The 20,614-nt window shown below is 65.7% G+C and carries 19 protein-coding genes; 7 read left to right on the top strand and 12 right to left on the bottom strand.

The window, feature by feature from the left end:
• Positions 1-7 precede the first annotated feature (7 nt).
• Genes folK through GW587_RS21510 form a run of 5 tightly spaced genes read right to left on the bottom strand, consistent with a single transcriptional unit; the run spans position 8 to position 4,453 of the window.
• Positions 8-547 carry a 2-amino-4-hydroxy-6-hydroxymethyldihydropteridine diphosphokinase gene (gene folK / locus GW587_RS21530; RefSeq protein ID WP_207393593.1) on the bottom strand — a complete coding sequence of 180 codons (540 nt, stop codon included), beginning with the start codon at positions 545-547 and terminating at the stop codon, positions 8-10.
• Positions 548-565: 18 nt separating this feature from the next.
• Entirely contained in the window at positions 566-1,963 is a 1,398-nt protein-coding gene (pcnB, locus tag GW587_RS21525; RefSeq protein WP_166106656.1) for a polynucleotide adenylyltransferase PcnB, read from the bottom strand.
• Complete coding sequence (locus GW587_RS21520) at positions 1,956-2,627, bottom strand: histidinol-phosphatase (protein ID WP_166106655.1); 672 nt, start codon at positions 2,625-2,627, stop codon at positions 1,956-1,958. The genes pcnB and GW587_RS21520 overlap by 8 nt, the downstream gene beginning before the upstream one ends.
• 11 nt (positions 2,628-2,638) lie before the next feature.
• The gene (hda, locus tag GW587_RS21515; protein ID WP_166106654.1) at positions 2,639-3,325 is read right to left on the bottom strand and encodes a DnaA regulatory inactivator Hda; all 687 of its coding nucleotides are present in this window, start codon (positions 3,323-3,325) and stop codon (positions 2,639-2,641) included.
• 45 nt (positions 3,326-3,370) lie between these two features.
• Positions 3,371-4,453, bottom strand: coding sequence for an AI-2E family transporter (locus tag GW587_RS21510; RefSeq protein WP_166106653.1), 1,083 nt, complete (start codon positions 4,451-4,453; stop codon positions 3,371-3,373).
• 122 nt (positions 4,454-4,575) lie between these two features.
• Between GW587_RS21510 and purM the strand changes: the two genes are divergently transcribed.
• From purM to GW587_RS21495, 3 genes are all read left to right on the top strand, one after another.
• Positions 4,576-5,619, top strand: coding sequence for a phosphoribosylformylglycinamidine cyclo-ligase (gene purM / locus GW587_RS21505; protein WP_166106652.1), 1,044 nt, complete (start codon positions 4,576-4,578; stop codon positions 5,617-5,619).
• A gap of 202 nt (positions 5,620-5,821) precedes the next feature.
• Positions 5,822-6,046, top strand: coding sequence for a tautomerase family protein (locus GW587_RS21500; RefSeq protein WP_166106651.1), 225 nt, complete (start codon positions 5,822-5,824; stop codon positions 6,044-6,046).
• A 2-nt stretch (positions 6,047-6,048) separates the two neighbouring features.
• Positions 6,049-6,699: a DsbA family protein gene (locus GW587_RS21495; RefSeq protein ID WP_166106650.1), complete on the top strand. Its 651-nt coding sequence runs from the start codon at positions 6,049-6,051 to the stop codon at positions 6,697-6,699.
• 115 nt (positions 6,700-6,814) lie between these two features.
• On the opposite strand, the gene GW587_RS21490 is transcribed toward GW587_RS21495, so the two are convergent.
• The 7 genes from GW587_RS21490 to GW587_RS21460 form a co-directional block, all read right to left on the bottom strand.
• Entirely contained in the window at positions 6,815-8,029 is a 1,215-nt protein-coding gene (locus GW587_RS21490; protein WP_166106649.1) for a 6-phosphofructokinase, read from the bottom strand.
• Between the two features lie 54 nt (positions 8,030-8,083).
• Entirely contained in the window at positions 8,084-10,081 is a 1,998-nt protein-coding gene (locus GW587_RS21485) for a S9 family peptidase (protein WP_166106648.1), read from the bottom strand.
• On the bottom strand, positions 10,078-12,087 hold the full coding sequence (locus GW587_RS21480) for an alpha/beta hydrolase family protein (RefSeq protein WP_166106647.1): 2,010 nt from the start codon (positions 12,085-12,087) through the stop codon (positions 10,078-10,080). The genes GW587_RS21485 and GW587_RS21480 overlap by 4 nt, the downstream gene beginning before the upstream one ends.
• A 73-nt stretch (positions 12,088-12,160) precedes the next feature.
• Positions 12,161-14,218 (bottom strand): sodium:solute symporter family protein, encoded by a 2,058-nt coding sequence (locus GW587_RS21475; protein WP_166106646.1) that lies wholly within the window; start codon positions 14,216-14,218, stop codon positions 12,161-12,163.
• Positions 14,215-14,478, bottom strand: coding sequence for a DUF4212 domain-containing protein (locus GW587_RS21470; RefSeq protein ID WP_166106645.1), 264 nt, complete (start codon positions 14,476-14,478; stop codon positions 14,215-14,217). The genes GW587_RS21475 and GW587_RS21470 overlap by 4 nt, the downstream gene beginning before the upstream one ends.
• Positions 14,471-16,024: a sensor histidine kinase gene (locus GW587_RS21465; RefSeq protein WP_166106644.1), complete on the bottom strand. Its 1,554-nt coding sequence runs from the start codon at positions 16,022-16,024 to the stop codon at positions 14,471-14,473. The genes GW587_RS21470 and GW587_RS21465 overlap by 8 nt, the downstream gene beginning before the upstream one ends.
• Positions 16,021-16,761: a response regulator gene (locus tag GW587_RS21460; protein ID WP_166106643.1), complete on the bottom strand. Its 741-nt coding sequence runs from the start codon at positions 16,759-16,761 to the stop codon at positions 16,021-16,023. Before GW587_RS21460 ends, GW587_RS21465 begins: the two co-directional genes overlap by 4 nt.
• 172 nt (positions 16,762-16,933) lie before the next feature.
• Between GW587_RS21460 and recA the strand changes: the two genes are divergently transcribed.
• The 4 genes from recA to sucC all read left to right on the top strand — a co-directional run bounded on the left by recA (position 16,934) and on the right by sucC (position 20,612).
• The gene (gene recA / locus GW587_RS21455) at positions 16,934-18,043 is read left to right on the top strand and encodes a recombinase RecA (protein ID WP_166106642.1); all 1,110 of its coding nucleotides are present in this window, start codon (positions 16,934-16,936) and stop codon (positions 18,041-18,043) included.
• A 76-nt stretch (positions 18,044-18,119) separates the two neighbouring features.
• On the top strand, positions 18,120-18,572 hold the full coding sequence (gene recX / locus GW587_RS21450; RefSeq protein ID WP_166106641.1) for a recombination regulator RecX: 453 nt from the start codon (positions 18,120-18,122) through the stop codon (positions 18,570-18,572).
• Positions 18,573-18,767: 195 nt separating this feature from the next.
• Entirely contained in the window at positions 18,768-19,352 is a 585-nt protein-coding gene (locus tag GW587_RS21445; protein ID WP_166106640.1) for a DUF2889 domain-containing protein, read from the top strand.
• A gap of 90 nt (positions 19,353-19,442) precedes the next feature.
• Positions 19,443-20,612, top strand: a complete 1,170-nt coding sequence (gene sucC, locus GW587_RS21440; RefSeq protein WP_166106639.1) for an ADP-forming succinate--CoA ligase subunit beta — start codon at positions 19,443-19,445, stop codon at positions 20,610-20,612.
• Positions 20,613-20,614 lie beyond the last annotated feature (2 nt).

Genomic DNA, 20,614 nt, shown 5'->3' with positions numbered 1-20,614 from the left:
GTTGAAGTCAGGCCGGGGCGATGCCTTGGCCGGCGACGCCGGCGGCGTACTGCTGCGCCGCGCCGCGTCCTGGGATGTGAATCGAGGGCGCCAGTTCCAGCAGCGGCACCAGCACGAAGGCGCGTTCCGTCATGCGCGGATGCGGCACCGTCAGCGTCGGGCTGTTGATGATCGCGTCGCCGTACAGCAGCAGGTCGAGGTCGAGCGTGCGCGGCGCGTTGTGGTAAGGCCGTTCGCGGCCGTGCGCCTGCTCGATGCCGTGCAGCGCGCGCAGCAGCGCTTCCGCGTCCAGCGTGGTGGCGATGCGGGCGACCGCGTTGATGTAGTCGTCGCCGCTGGAGTCGATCGGCGCGGTGCGGTACAGGCTCGATGCCGCCATCAGCGTGCAGCCGGACAGCCGTTGCAGGCGTTCCAGCGCGTCGGCCACGTTGGCGCGGGCGTCGCCGAGATTGGCGCCGATGCCGATGTAGGCGAGGGTGAACGCGAACGGCGCCTTGTCGTCCTGCGGCGTTGCGGGCGCGAGGCCCGCGGAGATCGGCGTGTTCATGATGCGGTCGGGCGCAGTTTAGTCCGCGCCGCCGTCGCCGCCATGGCCGGCGTCGACGCCGCCCGTGGCGCCATCGCCGGTGCCTTTGCGCGGACCACGGCGCGGGCCGCGCTTGCGCTTGGCGCCGCCGGCGGCCGCCGGCTGGTTGGCGGTGGCGATCAGGTCTTCGCGCGTGGCTTCGTCGCCTTCATAGAAAGCGGTCCACCATTCGCCGATTTCGGCGTCGATCTCGCCGGAGGCGCAGCGCAGCAGCAGGAAGTCGTAGCCGGCGCGGAAGCGCAGGTGCTCCAGCAGCTTGTGCGGCGACTTGCCGGTGCGGCGCTCGAAGCGCGGCTGCATCGACCAGATGTCGCGCATGTCGGAGCCGATCTTGCGCTGCAAGGCCAGCTTCTCGGTCTGCGAATCGAGCACGTCGTCGGCGGCCAGGTGCAGCGCCGGAATGGTCTGTTCGCCGGCGGCGCGGTAGGCGGTCCACTTCTCCAGCACCTGATGCCACAGCAGCGACGCGAACAGGAAGCCCGGCGACACCGTCTTGCCGGCGTGGATGCGGGCGTCGGTCGAATCCAGCGCCAGCGTCACGAACTTGACGCCCAGCGGCTGTTCCAGCACCACGTCCAGCAGCGGCAGCAGGCCGTGGTGCAGGCCTTCCTTGCGCAGCTGCTGCAGGCAGGCCAGCGCCTGGCCGCTCATCAGCAGCTTGAGCATCTCGTCGAACACGCGCGCGGCCGGCACGTTGTTGATCAACGGCGCCATGATGGCGATCGGCGCGCCGGTGGCCGGTTCGATGGTGAATTTGAGCTTGGCGGCGAAGCGCACCACGCGCAGCATGCGCACCGGGTCTTCGCGGTAGCGCGCTTCCGGCTGGCCGATGATGCGCAGCGTCCTGGCGCGGATGTCCTCCACGCCGCCGTGGTAGTCCAGCACCTGTTCGTTGGCCGGGTTGTAGTACATGGCGTTGATGGTGAAGTCGCGCCGCACCGCGTCCTCCGCCTGCGAGCCGAAGGTGTTGTCGCGCAGGACGCGGCCATGTTCATCCTTCGGCGCGTTGTCCAGCGTGGTGCCGCGGAAGGTGGTCACCTCCAGCAGGTCCTGGCCGAACATCACGTGCACGATCTGGAAGCGCTTGCCGATGATGAAGGCGCGGCGGAACAGGCGCTTGACCTGCTCCGGCGTGGCGTTGGTGGCGATGTCGAAGTCTTTCGGCTTGACGCCCAGCAGCAGGTCGCGCACGGCGCCGCCGACCACGAAGGCTTCGAAGCCGGCTTCCTGCAGGGTGCTGGTGACGCGCACCGCATTGTTCGACAGCAGGCGCGGATCGATGCCATGGGCGTCCGGGCCGAGCACCACCGGCGTGCTGGTGTCGCGCACGCTCTTGTCTTTGGTGCCCAGGATTTTGCGGATCAGTTTCTTAATCATTGAATAGGTCAATTAATGGCCAGCCATGCGCGGCGGCGTGCGTTTTCAGTTGAGCGTTCGGATTGGTGGCGACCGGATGGCTGACGATGGACATCAGCGGCAGGTCATTGTGCGAGTCGCTGTAGAAGTGGACGCTGTCGAAGTCCTCCAGCTTTTTGTCCATCGCGGCCAGCCAGGCCTGGGTGTGGACGATCTTGCCCGGACCCTGGGTCGGGGTGCCGAGCAGCTTGCCGGTCAGGTTGCCGTCGGCGTCGATCTCCGGCATCGCCGCGATCAGGTGCTCGACGCCCAGGGCCTTGGCGATCGGCGCGGTGACGAAGTGGTTGGTGGCGGTGACGATGGCCACCAGGTCGCCGGCGTCGAGGTGCTTTTGCAGCAGCGCGCGGGCGGACGGGCGGATCGCCGGCAGCACCACTTCCTGCATGTACTGCGCCTGCATTTCATCCAGCTTGGCGCGCGGGAAGCCGGCCAGCGTGCCGAGCGCGAACTCCAGGTACGCCACCGGATCCAGCGTGCCGGCCTGGTACTGGGCGAAGAATTCATCGTTGCGGCGGGCGAAGCTGGCGGCGTCGACGGCGCCGATGCGGACCAGGAACTGACCCCACTCGTGGTCGGAGTCGATCGGCAGCAGCGTGTGGTCGAGGTCAAATAAGGCAAGGTTCATTGCAGGCGTCATCATTCTTTCGCTTCCGCCTGCAGCCATTCGCGCAACAGCGGCAGGGTGATCGGGCGTTGGGTTTCAAGGGAATACTGGTCCAGCGAATCGAGCATGGTCGACAAGGACCGCATGTCGCGCTGGAAGTGGGACAGCAGGTAGGGTATCACGCCCGGCGACAGCGTCAAACCACGGGCGGTGGCGGCGGCGGTCAGCGCGGCCACCTTTTCATCGTCGGACAGGCCGTGGATCTGGTAGATCAGGCCCCAGCCCATGCGCGTGCGCAGATCTTCGCGCACCGGCAGCACCGCCGGCGCCACCGCGCCGCTGCACACCATGAAGGCGTTGTTGGCGCGGATTTCGTTGAACAGGGCGAAGGCGTCGATCTGCGCCAGCGGCGACAGTTTCTCGCAGTCGTCGAGCAGGTACAGGTCCACTTCCGGCGAATACACGAACTCCGACTCGATCGAAAACGGCGAGATGTAGCGTGCGCGCTGCTGCTCGGCCTCGCCGCCGGCGCTGGCCAGGGCCTTCAGCAGGTGGGTCTTGCCGACGCCGCCGGCGCCCCACAGGTAGGCGAAGTGCTCGCGCGACGAACGATCGGCGAACTGCTCCATCAGCGCTGCCGGTTCGGCATTCTGTCCCACCTCGAACGATGCGAGGCTGTGCGCCTGGTCCGCGCCTAAATCGAGCACCAGCTGTTTCATGGCGATCGCCTGATTATCTTTTGCATAACGTTTTTCGTTTCCACGTCACGCATTATAGAAGCTGCTGCACAGATAATGGCGACGCAAGTGCTTAAATGCCACCATCAGCACCGCCGAAGCGGGCAAGGCGAGCAGCACGCCGACGAAACCGAACAGCTGGCCGAAGGCCAACAAGGCGAAGATCACCGCCAGCGGATTGAGGCCGATGCGCTCGCCGACCAGGCGCGGTGTCAGGAAAAAGCCCTCGAGCACCTGGCCGGCGCCGTAGATGACGGCCACCGCGATCACGCCGCTCCAGTCGGTGAACTGCAGCACCGCCGAGATCAGCGCCAGCACCAGGCCGAGGCCGAAGCCGAGGTAGGGGATGAACACCAGCAGGCCGGTGATGATCCCGACCGGCAGCGCGACGTCGAAGCCGGCGATCGCCAGCGCCGCCGAGTAGTACACCGCCAGCACCACCATCACCAGCAGCTGGCCGCGCAGGTACTGCGCCAGCAGCGTGTCGACCTCACGCGCCATGGCCATGGTGGCGGCGATGAAGCGGCGCGGCACGGCGGCGGCGATGCGGGCCAGCATCTGGTGCCAGTCCAGCAGCAGGTAGAACAGCACCACCGGGATCAGCACCAGGGTGGCGATCCAGCCCAGCACCGCCGTGCCGCCGACGCGGGCGGAATTGATCACCGCGCTCCAGATGGCGTCGCCCGAGGCGGCCATCTGCTCCGAGGCCAGCTGCTTGATGCCGGCGCTGTCGAGACGCACCTTGACGCCCAGTTCCTGCAATTTCGGCCCCAGCAGGTCGTTGGCCTTGGCCAGGAAGGCCGGGATCTGCGCCTGCAACAGCGGGATTTCCTTCTGCAGCACCGGCAGCACGATCAGCACCATCGCCGTGATGGCGGCGAAGAACAGCACCACCACGATCACCACCGACAGCGCGCGCGGCATGGCGATGCGGCGCCAGCGCAGGCGGTCGAGGCGGTCGACGCCCGGATTGAGCGCGTAGGCGAAGATCGCGGCCGCCAGGAAGGGCGTCAGCACCGGTCCAAGGGTGATCAGGAGGAACAGGAAGGCGGCCCACACCGTCACCCAGAATGCCGTTTGCTTTTGCTCTACCGAGAGGGGAAATGGCATGAAGTGTGATTTAGATGGTTAAAAAAGGCTGTTGGACGGGGCATTTTGATAAAATAGCGGATTGACCGGGTTGAATTTCGGTCTCCGCCTTCTATTTTACCGCCTCCGCTGCGAAATACACCATGAGCCAAACTTCTAATGTTTCCCTGTCCTACCGTGACGCCGGCGTCGATATCGACGCGGGCGACGCTTTAGTCGAAGCGATCAAGCCCTTTGCCAAGCGCACCCTGCGCGAAGGCGTGATGGGCGGCCTGGGCGGTTTCGGCGCCATGTTCGAGATCAGCAAAAAGTACAAGGAGCCGGTACTGGTGTCCGGCACCGACGGCGTGGGCACCAAGCTGAAGCTGGCCTTCGAGCTGAACCGCCATGACACGGTCGGCATCGACCTGGTCGCGATGAGCGTCAACGACATCCTGGTGCAGGGCGCCGAGCCGCTGTTCTTCCTCGACTACTTCGCCTGCGGCAAGCTGGACGTGGCGATCGCCACCGACGTCATCAAGGGCATCGCCCAGGGTTGCGAACAGGCCGGCTGCGCGCTGATCGGCGGCGAGACGGCGGAAATGCCGTCGATGTACCCGGCCGGCGAATACGACCTGGCCGGCTTCGCGGTCGGCGCGGTGGAAAAATCCAAGATCATCGACGGCACCAAGATCGCGCCGGGCGACGTCATCCTCGGCCTGGCCTCGTCGGGCGTACACTCCAACGGTTACTCGCTGGTGCGCAAGATCATCGAAGTGGCCAAGCCGGACCTGGAAGGCGACTTCCACGGCCGCAAGCTGTCGGACGTGTTGATGCAGCCGACCCGCATCTACGTCAAGCCGCTGCTGGCGCTGATGGACGCGATGGAAGTCAAAGGCATGGTGCACATCACCGGCGGCGGCCTGGTCGAAAACATCCCGCGCGTATTGCAGCCTGGCCTGGTGGCCGAGCTGGACTCGAAGGGCTGGACGCTGCCGCCGCTGTTCACCTGGCTGCAACAGCACGGCGGCGTCGCCGACGCTGAAATGCACCGCGTGTTCAACTGCGGCATCGGCATGACGGTGATCGTGTCGCAGGAAAACGCCGCCGCCGCGATCGAGCAGCTGGAAGAGGCTGGCGAGATCGTCTACACGATCGGAAAAATCCGCGCCCGCGTCGGCGACGAGCACCAGACCATCGTCGTCTAATGTCCTAAAAAATCCGGGGTCAGAGCTAAAAACTGGACACGGGCTCTACTGTAACGTCGTGACGGTAGAGCCCGTGTCCAGTTTTTAGCTCTGACCCCGGAGTTACATGGTGTATCAAGTAAGTTGACGTGCACCTCATTTATTGCTCGCTGCGGAATAAGTATAGTGGTTTCTCACTCACCAACCGCAGAGGAGCAACACCATGCCATACGTTAATATCCGCGTGACCAATGAGGGCGTCACCCCGGCCCAAAAGCTGGAGCTGATCGAGGGCGCCACCGACCTGCTGAGCCGCGTGCTGAACAAGGATCCGGCCACCACCTTCGTGATCATCGATGAGGTGGAAACCGACAACTGGGGCGTCAACCGCGAAAACGTGACCACGTTGCGCGCCCGCCAGGCGGCCGCCAAGAAAGCCAAGGCTTGAGCATGAAGCTGATCTTCGCCGGCGATCCGATGTGCTCGTGGTGCTATGGCTTTGGCAAGGAATTGACCGAGCTGATGGCCCGCCATCCCAATCTGCCACTGCAAATCCTGGTCGGCGGCGTGCGCGCCGGCGCCACCGACCTGCTCGACGAGAGCGGCAAGCAGTTCCGCCTCGCCCACTGGGCGCGGGTGGAACAGGCCAGCGGCCTGCCGTTCAACCGCGACGCCTTCATGGGACGCGAGAACTTCGTTTACGACACCGAACCGGTTTGCCGCGCCGTGGTCGCCGCGCACCGCCTGGCGCCGGCCGCCGATCAGCTGGCCGTGTTCCGCGCCTTGCAGCACGCCTTCTACGTTGACGGCCTCGACACCACCGACGGCGATGTGCTGGCCGCCGTCGGCGTCAAGGCGCTGGCGCTGCAAGGCTTGGTGTTCCCGGCCCAGGCGCTGCGCGACGAATGGGACCAGGCGGCCACCATCGCCGCCACCGCCGCCGAGTTCGCCAAGGTGCGCGCCATGGGCATCCGCAGCTTCCCGGCGCTGTTGCTGGAGGTCGATGGCCGGATGGTCGACATCAGTCCCGGCTACGCGCCGGCGGACCGGCTCGACCAGCAGTTGCGCTCCGCATTGGTGCAATACGGCGTGGCGGCCTGACGGCAGCGCGCGGCGCGCGGGGCGGGACGCCGTCGCTGCCTTCCGCCGGTGCGCCGCAGTCGTGCCTTGCGGCAGCTCGCCGCTCGCCACGCACCGCGCGCTGCGCCGGTCCGGCTTATTTCTTGAGGATCTTCTGCACCGGCGCCGGGCGCAGACGGAACGCGTCCGGCATGCCGGAACCCAGCAACGGCCGCAGGTACAGGCGGAACGCGTCGGTGACGTCGGTGCCGCTGGCGCTGATGAACTCATCCTCCATGACGCGCGTCTTGCCGGCCACATCGGCCAGCGCCTGCAAGGTGTAGTCGACCGAATAGTAGCCGTTGCGCTTGATCGCCACCGAGCCGTCGCGGTCGCCCCACATGGCGAACTGCACCGCCTTCTCGCCGACCTCGCGCGCCTCGCGCTGGTCGACGTCCGACACGCAGCCGATGAACGAGCGTTGCAGATAACCGAAGGTGTCGCCGCGCACGCGCTTGATGCCGAGCTTGGCCTTGATCTCGTCGCACAGCAGGTCGGCCAGCGCGCCGGTGCCGGACAGCTGCACGTTGCCGTGCGCGTCGCGCTCGACCTCCTTGGCCAGCAGCGCCGCGATCGCTTCGCCCGACGCGTCGTGGATGCCCTCCGACACCGCGATCACGCAACGCCCGTAGCGCTCATACACCGCCTTGACATCGGCCAGGAAGGCGTCGAGCGAGAACACCCGCTCCGGCAGATAGATCAGATGCGGGCCGTCGTCGTGGAACTTCTTGCCCAGCGCGGCGGCGGCGGTCAGAAAACCGGCGTGCCGCCCCATCACCACGCCGACATACACGCCCGGCAACGAAGCGTTGTCCAGGTTGGCGCCCGCGAAGGCCTGCGCCACGAAGCGCGCCGCCGACGGGAAGCCCGGCGTGTGGTCGTTGCCGACCAGGTCGTTGTCGATGGTCTTGGGGATGTGGATGCAGCGCAGCGGATAGCCGGCCGCCTGCGCCTGCTCGCTGACGATGCGCACCGTGTCCGACGAATCGTTGCCACCGATGTAGTAAAACTGCTCGATCTCATGCGCGCGCAAGACCTTGAAGATTTCCTCGCAGTAGGGCAGGTCCGGCTTGTCGCGGGTCGAGCCCAGCGCCGACGACGGCGTGGCCGCCACCAGCTCCAGGTTGTGGCTGGTCTCCCGGGTCAGGTCGACCAGATCCTCATTGATGATGCCGCGCACGCCGTGCATCGCGCCGTAGACGTGGCTGCAATTGCGGAAGCGGCGCGCCTCCAGCACCACGCCCGCCAGCGACTGGTTGATGACGGCGGTCGGACCGCCTCCCTGTGCGACCAGAATTTTTCCCGACGACATGTGCGCTCCTCCGTGATCCGTTGATCCAGCTGAACCCAGACTATAACGCGAGTTTCAGCGCGCCGCGCCGATATTCTTGTCGAGGAATTTTTCCACCCGGCCCCAGAAATCGATGCGGTTCTTCGGCAGTTCCCAGCCGTGGCCTTCCTCTTCGTATTCGATCCATTCGACGTTGGGGTTGCCCTGCTTGACGGCGTTGTAGAACTTGGTGCCGTGCGGCAGCGGCACGCGTTCGTCGGCGCCGCCGTAGGCCAGCAGCAGCGGCTGCTTGATGCGCGCCGCCTGCAACAGCGGCGAGGTCGCTTTCAGCTGCTCGGCGTCCTTGACCTGGTCGCCCACCAGCGACGGCATGCCGTACTGCTTCCAGCCGTCCGGCAGGTCGGAGGTGAAGTTCCAGTGGCCGTCGTACAGCAGATTGATGTCGGTGACGCCGGCCCAGTCGATGCCGCATTGGTACAAGTCGGGATCCTTGACCAGGCCCATCAGCGTGGCATAGCCGCCGTAGCTGGCGCCGGCGATGCAGACCCGCTTGGCGTCGGCGATGCCCTGGGCCGCCGCCCAGCGCGTGCCGTCGGCCAGATCGTCCTGCATCTTCAAACCCCATTGCTTCCAGCCGGCGCGGAAGTGCTGCGAGCCGAAGCCGGTGCTGCCGCGGAATTCCGGTTCCAGCACCGCGTAGCCGCGCGAGGCAAGGAATTGCACCTGCGCGTCCCAGCCCCAGCTCTTGCCGCGCACGTAAGGGCCGCCGTGCACCAGCACCACCATCGGCAGGTTCTTGCCGGCGCCCTGCGGTACCGTCAGCCAGGCCGGAATCTCCAGCCCGTCGCGCGCCTTGTAGTGCACCAGCTTCTGGTGCGCCATCTGCGGCGCCTGGATGTTGGGATGGCTGCCGCCGACCACGGTCAGCTTTTTGGTGGCGCTGTTGTACAGCATGGTGCGCATCGGGAACAGGTCGGAATACGCATGCACCAGCACCCACGGCGCTTCCGGCCGCAGCGGCGGCGTCAGCAGGTTGATGGTGTTGGGCAGCAGCTCGTCTATCCTTTCCTGCATCGCCTTCATGCCGGCGTCGATCCAGGTCGTGCCTTGCGCGTCGGTCAGGTGGCGGATGCCGAGCAGCTTGTCCTTGTTCATGATCAGGCGGCCGCTGAAGTCGTAGCCCTCCAACGAGATCAGCGGTTTGTCCGACAGCGCGCCGGTCGCCAGGTTGTAGGTGTGCACCGCCGACTTGTCCTTGTGCGCGTTGCTGACCACGTACAGCGTGCCGTCCGGGCCGAAGGCCAGCGGCGAGAAGGCGTCCTGGCCGCCGGTATAGGTGTTGTAGTGCGTCAGCGGACGCCATTCCTGGTTCTTGGCCGGGTCGCGGTAATACAGCGTGTTGACGCCTTTTTCCTCGGTGATGGTCAGGCGCGGTTCGCCGTTGTTGTCCAGCAGCCAGTGCATGGTGTCGCCGGGGCGCTTGAACGAGGTGTGGTTGCCGGTCAGCGTATTCAGGCGCTGCAGGTCGATATAGTCGATCTGGCCGCGCGTGTACGAGGCGTACACCACGTAGACGAATTCCGAATCCTGGCCGCCGCGCTGGCCCAGCAGATAGGTGTTCCACGGCAGCAGCTCGCGCGGGCTGATGCCGCCGGTGCCGACCGTGATGAAGGGCTGGCCGCTGCGGCTGACCAGCTGGCGGAATTTGCCGCCGTCGCGGTTGATCGCGTACAGGCCGGGCGCGTAGCGCGCGTCGCCCTGGCCGACGCTGCGGTCGGTGGCGGTGAACACCAGCCGCTCGTCGTTAACCCACTCGAACTGGCCGATGTCGGCGTCGCTGAAATTGCCGACCACCTGCACCTTGCCGTCGTCCAGCGTGACCACGGCCAGACGGTCCCGCTTGTCCCGCGCGCCGACCCGCACCGCCAGGTATTTGCCGCTGGGCGACAGCTCGGCGCCGCTGAACTCCGGGTTGCCGAAGAAGTCGGCGATCGGCGGCGCGGCGGCGGCCGCCAACGCGGGCGGGCTGAACAGGAAGGCGCACGCGAGCACGGCGATGGTTCTGACCATCATGGCGCGGTGCCGATATTTTTACCCAGGAATTTTTCGACCCGCCCCCAGAAGTCGATGCGATTTTTCGGCAGATACCAGCCGTGGCCTTCCTCTTCGTACTCGATCCACTCGACGTTCGGGTTGCCCTCCTTGACCGCCTTGTAGAACTTGGTGCCGTGCGGCAGCGGCACGCGCCGGTCGGCGCCGCCGTAGGCCAGCAGCAGCGGTTGCTTGATCTCGGCCGCCCTCAGCAGCGGCGAGGTCTGCTTCAACTGTTCGGCATCCTTGACCTGGTCGCCGACCAGGGCCGGCATGCCGTACTGTTTCCATTCTTCCGGCAGGTCGGAGGTGAAGTTCCAATGGCCGTCGTACAGCAGGTTGATGTCGGTGACGCCGGCCCAGTCGATGCCGCATTTGTACAGGTCGGGGTCGTTGATCAGGCCCATCAGCGCGGCGTAGCCGCCATAGTCGCCGCCGGCGATGCAGACCCGCTTGGCGTCGGCCGTGCCTTCGGCGATCGCCCAGCGCGTGCCGTCGGCGATATCGTCCTGCATCTTCAAGCCCCATTGCTTCCAGCCGGCGCGGAACAGCTTGTAGCCGAAGCCGGTGCTGCCGCGAAACTCCGGCTCCAGCACGGCGTAGCCGCGCGAGGCGAGAAACTGCGACTCGGCGTTCCAGCCCCAGCTTTTGCCACGGATGTAGGGGCCGCCGTGCACCAGCACCACCATCGGCAGGTTCTTGCCGGCGCCGCGCGGCAGCGTCAGCCAGGCCGGGATCGTCAGGCCGTCGCGCGCCTTGTAATGCACCAGCGTCTGCGTCGCCATCTGGGTCGCATCGATTTTCGGACGCGTCGCGCCGAGCAGGGTCAGCACCTTGGTCTCGCTGTTGTACAGCATGGCGCGCGAAGGGAACAGGTCGGAATACGCCGTCACCAGCACCCATGGCGCTTCGGGCCGGGTCGGCAGCGTCAGCAGATTGACGGTGTTGGGCAGCATTTCGTCGATCTTGGCCTGCATGGCTTTCATGCCGTCGTCGAGCCAGGTCGTGCCCTGCGAATCGGTCAGGTGGCGCACGCCGAGCAGTTTTTGATTGCTCATGATCAGGCGGCCGTTGAAGTCGTAGCCTTCCAGCTCGATCAGCGGCTTTTCCGACACCGTGTTGGTGGCGAAATCGAAGGTGTGCACCGTCGACTTGTCCTTGCCGGAGCGGTTGATCACGTACAGCGTGCCGTCCGGCCCGAACGCCAGCGGCCAGAACCCGCCCTTGCTGCCGGTATAGGTGTTGAAGTCGACCAGCTTGCGCCACTTCTGGGTCGCCGGGTCGAGGTACTGGATGGTGCTGACGCCTTTTTCCACCGTGGTGGTCAGGCGCGGCGCGCCGGTGTTGTCCAGCATCCAGCGGCGGCTGTCGCCCGGGCGTTCGACCGACGTGACGTGGCCGGTCAGCGTGTTCAGGCGCTGCAGGTCGACATAGTCGACCTGTCCGGGCGCCGGCCGGCGGGGATTGGTGACGTACACGTAATCCGAATCCTGGGCGTTCTTCTGGCCCAGCAGATAGGTATTCCAGGGCAGCAGATCGGCGCTGCGGATGCCGGTGCTGTTGTAGGTGATGAAGGGCCGGCCGCTGCGGCTGACCAGCTGGCGGAACTTGCCGCCGTCGCGGTTGACGGCGTACAGGCCGGGCGCGTAGCGCGCGTCGCCCAGGCCGACGCTGCGGTCGGTGGCGGTGAACACCACGCGCTCGTCGTTGACCCATTCGAAGGAGCCGATGTCGGCGTCGCTGAAATTGCCGATCACCTTGACCTGGCTGTCGGCCAGCGTGATCACCGCCAGCCGGTCGCGCTGGTCCTTGGCGCCGACCCGCACCGCCACGTATTTTCCGCTCGGCGACAGCAGGGCGCCGCTGAAATCCGGGTTCTCGAAGAAGTCCGCGATCGGCGGCGCGGCGGTGGGGGCGGCGGACGCGGCAAGCGCGGAAAGGCCGAAAAGCGCGGCAAGGGCGAGTCGGGCGGCGGTCTGGAAGCGCATGGCGGAATTGTGAAATGAATAATCCAATCACAATAGCATCAAGTTATCAAATCCGCCACAAGCTAGATGTATCCTATTGTTCCGGCGCGCGGATGTAGTCGACCAGCGCCAGCGTCTGCCGGTCCGGCGGCCGCGTCAGCAAACTGACGCCGACGAGCGCCAGCAGCCCGGCCGGCACGCCGAAGATCCCGGCCGAGATCGGCGCGATGTGGAACCACTGCCCGGCCGCCGACCCGCCGAGCACCGGATTGGTGTGCAGCATGTAATAGACGCACACCACGAAGCCGACCACCATGCCGGCGATCGCGCCCTGGTGGTTGGCGCGCTTCCAGAACACGCCCAGCACCAGCGCCGGGAACAGCGTCGAGCCGGCCAGCGAGAAGGCGGCGCCGACCAGCGACAGGATGTCGCCCGGCTTGGTCGAGGCGGCGTAGGCGGCGATGAAGGCCACCGCCAGCAGCAGCAGCTTGGAGATGGTCACCCGCTTCTGCGTCGAGGCGCCGCGGTCGACCAGCTTGTAGTAGACGTCGTGCGACAGCGCGTTGGAGATCGCCAGCAGCAGGCCGTCGGCGGTCGACAGCGCGGCGGCCAGCCCGCCGGCCGCCACCAGCCCGGAGATCACGTACGGCAGGCCGGCGATTTCCGGCGTCGCCAGCACCAGCACGTCGGCGTCGATGGTGATCTCGGCCAGCTGCACGATGCCGTCGCGGTTGACGTCGCTGATGCTGAACAGCGGATTCAGCTTGTCGACGTTGGTCCAGTACGACACCCAGTTGGGCAGGTGCGCGTAGTCGATGCCGACCAGCGCGTTGTAGATGTCGTATTTGACCAGCACCGCCAGCGCCGGAATGGTCAGATAGATCAGCAGGATGAAGAACAGCGTCCAGAACACCGACACCCGGGTCTCGTGCACCGACGGCGTGGTGTAGGAACGCATCAGGATGTGCGGCAGCGCGGCCGTGCCCAGCATCAGGCAGAACACCAGCGCCAGGAAGTTGTTGCGCTTGATGTCGGAGGTGGCCGGGTCGCCGGGGTAGGGCGTGGCGTGCGGCGTGATCGGCTCGGCGCGCGCCAGGTTCTGGTCGCGCGCGTCGGACCACAGGTGCAGCGCCTCGTCGGCCGACTTCGGATAAGCGATCAGCGCCCGCTCGACGCTGCGGATCTCCAGCAGCGAGGCGTTGCGCAGCTTGACGCTGTCGAGCTTGCGCTGGGCGTCGATGCGGCCCGCCTCCCACGACGCCGGCAGCGTGTTGATGCGCTGCTGGTAGTCGGCGGCGCGCTGGCGGAAGATGGCGCGCACTTCGGCTTCCTTGGGATCGTTCTGCAGCACGTTCTCGCGCGCGCTCAGCTTGGGCAGCAGCTTGCCGTAGGCCACCTGCGGGATCGGGTTGTCGCTGTGCTTGGCCGACAGCCACACCGCCGGAATCAGGAACGCGACCAGGATGATGATGTACTGCGCCACCTGGGTCCAGGTGATGGCGCGCATGCCGCCGAGGAAGGAGCACACCAGGATGCTGGCCAGGCCGAGGAAGATGCCGACCGAGAAATCGACGCCGGTGAAGCGCGAGGCGATCAGCCCGACCGCGTAGATCTGCGCCACCACATAGGTGAAGGAAACGATGATGGTGGCGATCACCGCCAGCACCCGCACCGCGCGGCCGCCGTGGCCGTCCGGGTTGGCGGCGCCGCCGTAGCGTTCGGCCAGGAAGTCGGGGATGGTGTACTGGCTGAACTTGCGCAGATACGGCGCGATCAGCAGCGCCACCAGGCAGTAGCCGCCGGTCCAGCCCATGATGTAGGCCAGGCCGTCGAAGCCGTGCAGGTACAGCCCGCCGGCCAGGCTGATGAAGCTGGCGGCCGAGATCCAGTCGGCGGCGGTGGCCATGCCGTTGAACATGGCCGGCACGCGCCGCCCCGCCACGTAATATTCCAGCACGTTGGAGGTGCGGCTCAGCACGCCGATCGAGGCGTACAGCACGATGGTGGCGAACATGAACAGGTAGCCGATCCACACGCGCGGCATGCCTTCCTGCTCCAGCGCGGCCAGCGAGATCAGGAAGCAGGCGAAGCCGCCGGTGAACAGCAGGTAGTAGCTGCGCAGGCGCTGGAAAAAGGTGCGGGTGGTTTTCAAGCGCGCGGCTCCCTGGCGGCGGCCTGGTCGAGCCGGCGCATGCGCCAGGCGTAGACCGCGAGGATGGCCAGGCAGACCAGCGACGCGCCCTGCGCCGCCAGGTAGAACGACAGCGGCCAGCCAAACACGCTGAGCCCGGTCAGCTCGCGGGCGAAGAAGGCGGCGCAGAAGGTGGTCAGCAGCCACAGCACCAGCAGCAGCGCGGTCATGCGGCGGGTCTGGTGCCAGTGTTGCAGGCGGCTGAGGGGCGGCTTAGCCATAGTGCGGCGGCTCGTGGTCGTCTTCCTGCGGCGCCGGCGGCAGCGGGAAGGTCAGGCGGAACAGCGCGCCCGGCAGCTTGGGCTGGGTCGCGCGCGGATTGTTGAAGAGATCGACCTCGGCGCCGTGCTGCTGGGCGATCTCGCGCACGATCGCCAGGCCGAGGCCGCTGCCCTCGGCGCTGTTGCCGAGGATGCGGTAGAAGCGTTCGAACACCCGCTCGCGTTCCGGCGGCGCGATGCCGGGGCCGGTGTCCTCGACCTCCAGGCAGCCGCGCTCGCCGCCGCGCACGCGCACCGTGACGCTGCCGCCGGCCGGCGTGTAGCGCAGCGCGTTGTCGATCAGGTTGGACAGCAGCTCGCGCAGCATGGTCGGGTTGCCGACGATCTGCACCGGTTCCGGCGGCGCTTCGAAGCCGAGGTCGATGCGGTGCGCGAACGAGGCCTGCACCCAGTCCTGCACCACGCTGCGCGCCAGCTCGGACAGTTCCAGCGGCAGCAGCGCGGCGCCGGACTGCGGCTGGTTCTCGGCGCGCGCCAGGGCCAGCAGCTGGTTCACCAGCCGCGTCGCCGCCTCGGAACTCTTGGCCAGCTGTTCCAGCGAACGGTGGATTTCGCCGCTGTCGGTCTGGCGCAGCGCCAGCTCGGACTGCATGCGCATGCCGGCCAGCGGGGTGCGCATCTGGTGCGCGGCGTCGGCGATGAAGCGTTTCTGCATCTCGATCGACAGCGACAGCCGCGACAGCATCTCGTTGAGCGAGCGCACCAGCGGCGAGATTTCCTCCGGCACCTGGTTGGAGCCGATCGGACTGAGGTCGTCCGAGCCGCGGGCGCGGATGCGTTCCTGCAATTGCGCCAGCGGCGACAGCCCGCGCGCCAGCGCGAACCAGACCAGGGCCAGCACGATCGGCAGGATGATGAACTGCGGCAGGATCACGCCCTTGATGATGGCGTTGGCCAGCTGGGCGCGCTTCTCCAGCGTCTCGGCCACCTGCACCAGCGCCAGCTGCGGCTCGTCGCCGGGATTGCGCTCCAGCCGCACGTGGGAATAGGCGATGCGCACCGGCGTGCCGTGCATATTGTCGTTGCGGAAGCGTACGCTGCCGGCGCGCGACTTGTCGTCCTCGTCCGGCAGCGGCAGCGGCATGTCGCGGTCGCCGTCGATGTGTTCGCCGCGCGGGCCCTGGATCTGGAAGTAGACGTTGTCGATGTCGTCGGCGCGCAGGATGTCGCGCGCCGAGCCGGACAGGCTCTTGATGACCTTGCCGTCGACCGAGCGCACCTGCTGCGCCAGCACGGTGACGCTGTCCTCCAGCGCGTGGTCGAACGGCTGGTTGGCGATGGCCTTGGCGACCAGGTAGGTGATGGCGATGCTCATCGGCCACAGCAGCAGCAGCGGCGCCAGCATCCAGTCGAGGATCTCGCCGAACAGCGAGTGCTGCACGCCTTCGTCGGCCTCGGCCGCCGGCGGCTGGTATTCCAGCGGAGGCTCGAGCGCGGTCTCGGCTGGAGACCCGGTCTCGGTGGCGGCCGCCGGCTGCGGACTCACTTGCTGGCGTCCCCGGCCTCGGCGCCGGTGCCGGCGCCGGTGTTGGCGCCGACACTGGCGCGCGCGGCTTCCGAATATTTCTCCAGGCAGTAGCCGAGGCCGCGCACGGTGGCGATGCGGATGCCGCCGATCTCGATCTTCTTGCGCAGACGGTGCACATAGACTTCGATGGCGTTGTTGCTGACTTCCTCGCCCCATTCGCACAGGTGGTCGACCAGCTGCTCCTTGGAGACCAGGCGGCCGGTGCGCGCCAGCAGGATTTCCAGCAGGCCCAGCTCGCGCGCCGACAGGTCCAGCATCTGGTCGGCGATGTAGGCGCTGCGGCCGACCTGGTCGTAGGAGAGCGGACCGTGCTTGATGACGGTGGCGCCGCCGCCGGCGCCGCGCCGGGTCAGGGCGCGCACCCGCGCCTCCAGCTCGGACAGCGCGAACGGCTTGGCCATGTAATCGTCGGCGCCCAGGTCGAGGCCGTTGACGCGCTGTTCGATCGAATCGGCGGCGGTCAGGATCAGCACCGGCAGCAGCGACGAACGGGCGCGCAGCCGGCGCAGCACTTCCAGCCCGGACAGCTTGGGCAGGCCCAGGTCCAGGATCAGCAGGTCGAATTCCTGCGTCGATAGAGCGGTGTCGGCCTCCTGGCCGTTGCGCACGCAATCGATGGCGTAGCCCGATTGGCGCAGCGAGCGGGTCAGGCCGTCGGCCAGGACGCTGTCGTCCTCGGCAAGTAAGATACGCATTATTTAGACACTCCAACACTCCGTCTGCACAAGTTTGTATTGTGTTTCATTTTCCGCAAGGTGGCGAGTTTTTGTGAGATTTCAAAATCGTGCTTGCATTAATCACTGTTTTTTTATACAGTGCTACCTGTACGAAGAAATTCGCAACCCACCACCTGGTTGAAAGAACATTATGGACGATAAAAAAGCGGTTGTACCTGCATCTGAAAAAGCCAAGGCGCTGGCCGCCGCGCTGGCGCAGATCGAAAAACAATTCGGCAAAGGCTCCGTAATGCGCATGGACGCCAACGCCCCGATCGAAGACGTCCAGGTCGTCTCGACCGGTTCGCTCGGTCTGGATATCGCGCTGGGCGTCGGCGGCTTGCCGCGCGGCCGCGTGGTGGAGATCTACGGTCCTGAATCGTCCGGTAAAACCACGCTGACGCTGCAAACCATCGCCGAAATGCAAAAGCTGGGCGGCACCTGCGCCTTCATCGACGCCGAGCACGCGCTGGACGTCGGCTACGCGCAGAAACTGGGCGTCAATCTGCACGAACTGCTGATCTCGCAGCCGGACACCGGCGAACAAGCGCTGGAAATCTGCGACGCGCTGGTGCGTTCCGGCTCGGTCGACCTGGTCGTGATCGACTCGGTCGCCGCGCTGACGCCGCGCGCCGAGATCGAAGGCGACATGGGCGACTCGCTGCCGGGCCTGCAAGCGCGCCTGATGTCGCAAGCGCTGCGCAAGCTGACCGGTTCGATCAACCGCACCAACACCCTGGTCATCTTCATCAACCAGATCCGCATGAAGATCGGCGTCATGTTCGGTTCGCCGGAAACCACCACCGGCGGCAATGCGCTGAAGTTCTACGCCTCGGTGCGCCTGGACATCCGCCGCACCGGCTCGATCAAGTCGGGCGACGAGGTGATCGGCAACGAAACCAAGGTCAAAGTGGTCAAGAACAAGATCGCGCCGCCGTTCAAGGAAGCCCACTTCGACATCCTGTACGGCGCCGGCACCTCGCGCGAAGGCGAGATCCTGGACCTGGGCGTGGAAGCGAAGATCGTCGAGAAATCCGGTTCATGGTACAGCTATAACGGCGAACGCGTCGGCCAGGGCAAGGACAACGCCCGCATCTTCCTGCAGGAGCGTCCGGCGCTGGCGTGGGAAATCGAAAACAAGGTACGCGAATCGCTGGGCGTGCGCGTGCTGCCGCCGCTGGCCGCCGACAAGGGCGAGACCGTGGTCAAGCTGAAGTCGGTCGACAAGGCCGACAAAGGCGACAAGGCCGACGCGGCGTAACACCGCGTCCGCCCGATCGCAGACCACCGCGCTGTTTCATGCAGCCGGTGGTTTTTTCATTGTGCAGGGGATTTTTATGGCAGCACCACAACTCAGCCTGAAGGGACGCGCGCTGCGCTACCTGTCGATGCGCGAGCACAGCCGGCTGGAACTGGGCCGCAAGCTGTCGCGCTACGCGGAAGAGGGCGACGACGTCGAAGCCCTGCTCGACCTGCTGGAAAAAAACAACTGGCTGTCGCAGGAACGCTTCTCCGAAGCGCTGATCCACCGCCGCTCGGCCCGCTTCGGCAACAGCCGCATCGTCGCCGAGCTGCAAAGCCACGGCGTCAACGGCGAAGCGCTGCAGGAACTCAAGTCCGGCCTGGCCGACAGCGAAACCGAGCGCTGCGTCGACGTCTGGACCCGCAAGTTCGGCACTGTGGCGGCCGATCCACAGGCGCGCAACAAACAAATGCGCTTCCTGCTGCAACGCGGCTTTTCGCAGCGCGCGGTGCAGGTCGCGCTCAAAGGCGCGCCCGAGGACGACTGATCCTGCGGCGCAGCAATTTGCCGGGTATTGGCATCAGGCACATCGCCACCCGGCCCCGGGTGTGCTAAACTTTGCGGGTTTTTGCAGCACCGCGGGTGCGGTGGTTGTCCGTAGAAGCTGCGGCAACGTGCATTTTTAATAAGAGAAATGCGCCAGGCTGCTAACTAACTAAACCGCGAAAGCGGTATCGGTCTTATGTCCCTGTCAACTCCAGTTACCCGACGTGCGCTGCGGCACACGCGAGCGATTGCCGTCCAAGCCTATGCGCGCGATGACGGCCTGTGGGATATTGACGCCCATATCACCGATATCAAACCGCACGACACCATGCTGGCGTCCGGTCCGCGCGCCGGCGGCGCGCCGCTGCACGACCTGTACCTGCGCCTGACCGTCGATCTGCAACTGACCATCGTCGATGCCGAAGCCGTATCCGATGCCGTTCCCTATCCCGGCCACTGCGACACCATCGCTCCCGATTACAAACAACAGCTCGTCGGCCTGAACCTGATGAAGGGGTTCCGCCACGAGCTCAAGCAACGCCTGGCCGGCACCGCCGGCTGCACCCACCTGACCGAACTGGCGCAGATTCTGCCGACGGCGGCGGTGCAGGCGTTCGCCAACGATGTCTGGTCGACCAACGATGCGGCTGCCGAGACCCAAGGCGTGCCGCGCCAAAAGCCGTTTCAACTCGACAAATGCCATGCCCTGCGCACCGACGGCGGGGCAGTGGCGCAGTTTTACCCGCGCTGGGTGGCCAAAGCAGCACCGGGTAGCGCGTAGCGACACCTGCTTACAGAGTACCAACCTCAGCTTCACACATTTCGCAGTATCAACCGATTTATACACATCAGCATCAGAAGGGAAGCCAGCATGAAAATCCATGAGTATCAAGCCAAAGAAATCCTCCGGCAATACGGAGTGACGGTTCCGCGCGGTATCCCGTGCATGTCCGTCGACGAGGCAGTCAAGGCAGCGGAAACCCTGGGCGGCCCGGTTTGGGTCGTGAAGGCGCAGATCCACGCAGGTGGCCGCGGCAAGGGCGGCGGCGTGAAAGTCGCAAAATCGATCGAACAGGTCAAGGAATACGCCAACCAGATCATGGGCATGCAGCTGATCACCCATCAGACCAGCGCCACCGGCCAAAAAGTCAACCGTCTGCTGGTTGAAGAAGGCGCCGACATCAAGCAAGAGCTGTACGTTTCGATGGTCACCGACCGCGTCACCCAGAAAGTGGTGCTGATGGCATCGTCCGAAGGCGGCATGGACATCGAAGAAGTGGCCGAGAGCCACCCTGAAAAGATTCACCACGTCACCATCGATCCAAGCGTCGGCCTGACCGACGCCGATGCCGACGCCATCGCCGCCAAAATCGGCGTGCCGGCCGGTTCGATCGCCGACGCCCGCGTGCAGCTGCAAGGCCTGTACAAAGCCTACTGGGAAACCGATTGCTCGCTGGCCGAGATCAACCCGCTGATCGTCACCGGCAGCGGCAAAGTCATCGCCCTGGACGCGAAGTTCAACTTCGACCCGAACGCGCTGTTCCGTCATCCAGAAATCGTCGCCCTGCGCGATCTGGACGAAGAAGATCCAGCTGAAATCGAAGCCTCGAAATTCGACCTGGCCTACATCTCGCTGGACGGCAACATCGGCTGCCTGGTGAACGGCGCCGGCCTGGCCATGGCCACCATGGACACCATCAAACTGTTCGGCGGCGAGCCTGCCAACTTCCTGGACGTCGGCGGCGGCGCCACGGCCGAGAAAGTCACCGAAGCCTTCAAGATCATGTTGAAAAACCCAGGCCTGAAAGCCATCCTGGTCAACATCTTCGGCGGCATCATGCGTTGCGACGTGATCGCCGAAGGCGTCATCGCCGCGGTCAAGGCCGTGTCGCTGAACGTGCCGCTGGTGGTCCGCATGAAGGGCACCAACGAAGACCTGGGCAAGAAGATGCTGGCCGATTCCGGTCTGCCTATCATCGCTGCCGACACCATGGAAGATGCAGCGAAGAGCGTCGTAGCCGCCGCTGCCGGTCAAGCTTAATT

The sequence above is a fragment of the Duganella aceris genome (assembly GCF_011090165.1).
Classification (GTDB): domain Bacteria; phylum Pseudomonadota; class Gammaproteobacteria; order Burkholderiales; family Burkholderiaceae_D; genus Rugamonas; species Rugamonas aceris.
The sequence above is the reverse complement of the archived record's forward strand: the minus strand, read 5'-3'. Positions and strand labels throughout refer to the sequence as shown.

Bases quoted from the DNA above. Each gene is read 5' to 3' on its own strand.
- GW587_RS21485 (WP_166106648.1), bottom strand. From the start codon at position 10,081: ATGATGGTCAGAACCATCGCCGTGCTCGCGTGCGCCTTCCTGTTCAGC.
- pcnB (WP_166106656.1), bottom strand. From the start codon at position 1,963: ATGATTAAGAAACTGATCCGCAAAATCCTGGGCACCAAAGACAAGAGC.
- GW587_RS21480 (WP_166106647.1), bottom strand. From the start codon at position 12,087: ATGCGCTTCCAGACCGCCGCCCGACTCGCCCTTGCCGCGCTTTTCGGC.
- GW587_RS21460 (WP_166106643.1), bottom strand. From the start codon at position 16,761: ATGCGTATCTTACTTGCCGAGGACGACAGCGTCCTGGCCGACGGCCTG.
- recA (WP_166106642.1), top strand. From the start codon at position 16,934: ATGGACGATAAAAAAGCGGTTGTACCTGCATCTGAAAAAGCCAAGGCG.
- purM (WP_166106652.1), top strand. From the start codon at position 4,576: ATGAGCCAAACTTCTAATGTTTCCCTGTCCTACCGTGACGCCGGCGTC.
- recX (WP_166106641.1), top strand. From the start codon at position 18,120: ATGGCAGCACCACAACTCAGCCTGAAGGGACGCGCGCTGCGCTACCTG.
- GW587_RS21500 (WP_166106651.1), top strand. From the start codon at position 5,822: ATGCCATACGTTAATATCCGCGTGACCAATGAGGGCGTCACCCCGGCC.
- GW587_RS21520 (WP_166106655.1), bottom strand. From the start codon at position 2,627: ATGAACCTTGCCTTATTTGACCTCGACCACACGCTGCTGCCGATCGAC.
- sucC (WP_166106639.1), top strand. From the start codon at position 19,443: ATGAAAATCCATGAGTATCAAGCCAAAGAAATCCTCCGGCAATACGGA.
- GW587_RS21445 (WP_166106640.1), top strand. From the start codon at position 18,768: ATGTCCCTGTCAACTCCAGTTACCCGACGTGCGCTGCGGCACACGCGA.
- hda (WP_166106654.1), bottom strand. From the start codon at position 3,325: ATGAAACAGCTGGTGCTCGATTTAGGCGCGGACCAGGCGCACAGCCTC.
- folK (WP_207393593.1), bottom strand. From the start codon at position 547: ATGAACACGCCGATCTCCGCGGGCCTCGCGCCCGCAACGCCGCAGGAC.
- GW587_RS21470 (WP_166106645.1), bottom strand. From the start codon at position 14,478: ATGGCTAAGCCGCCCCTCAGCCGCCTGCAACACTGGCACCAGACCCGC.
- GW587_RS21490 (WP_166106649.1), bottom strand. From the start codon at position 8,029: ATGTCGTCGGGAAAAATTCTGGTCGCACAGGGAGGCGGTCCGACCGCC.
- GW587_RS21510 (WP_166106653.1), bottom strand. From the start codon at position 4,453: ATGCCATTTCCCCTCTCGGTAGAGCAAAAGCAAACGGCATTCTGGGTG.
- GW587_RS21495 (WP_166106650.1), top strand. From the start codon at position 6,049: ATGAAGCTGATCTTCGCCGGCGATCCGATGTGCTCGTGGTGCTATGGC.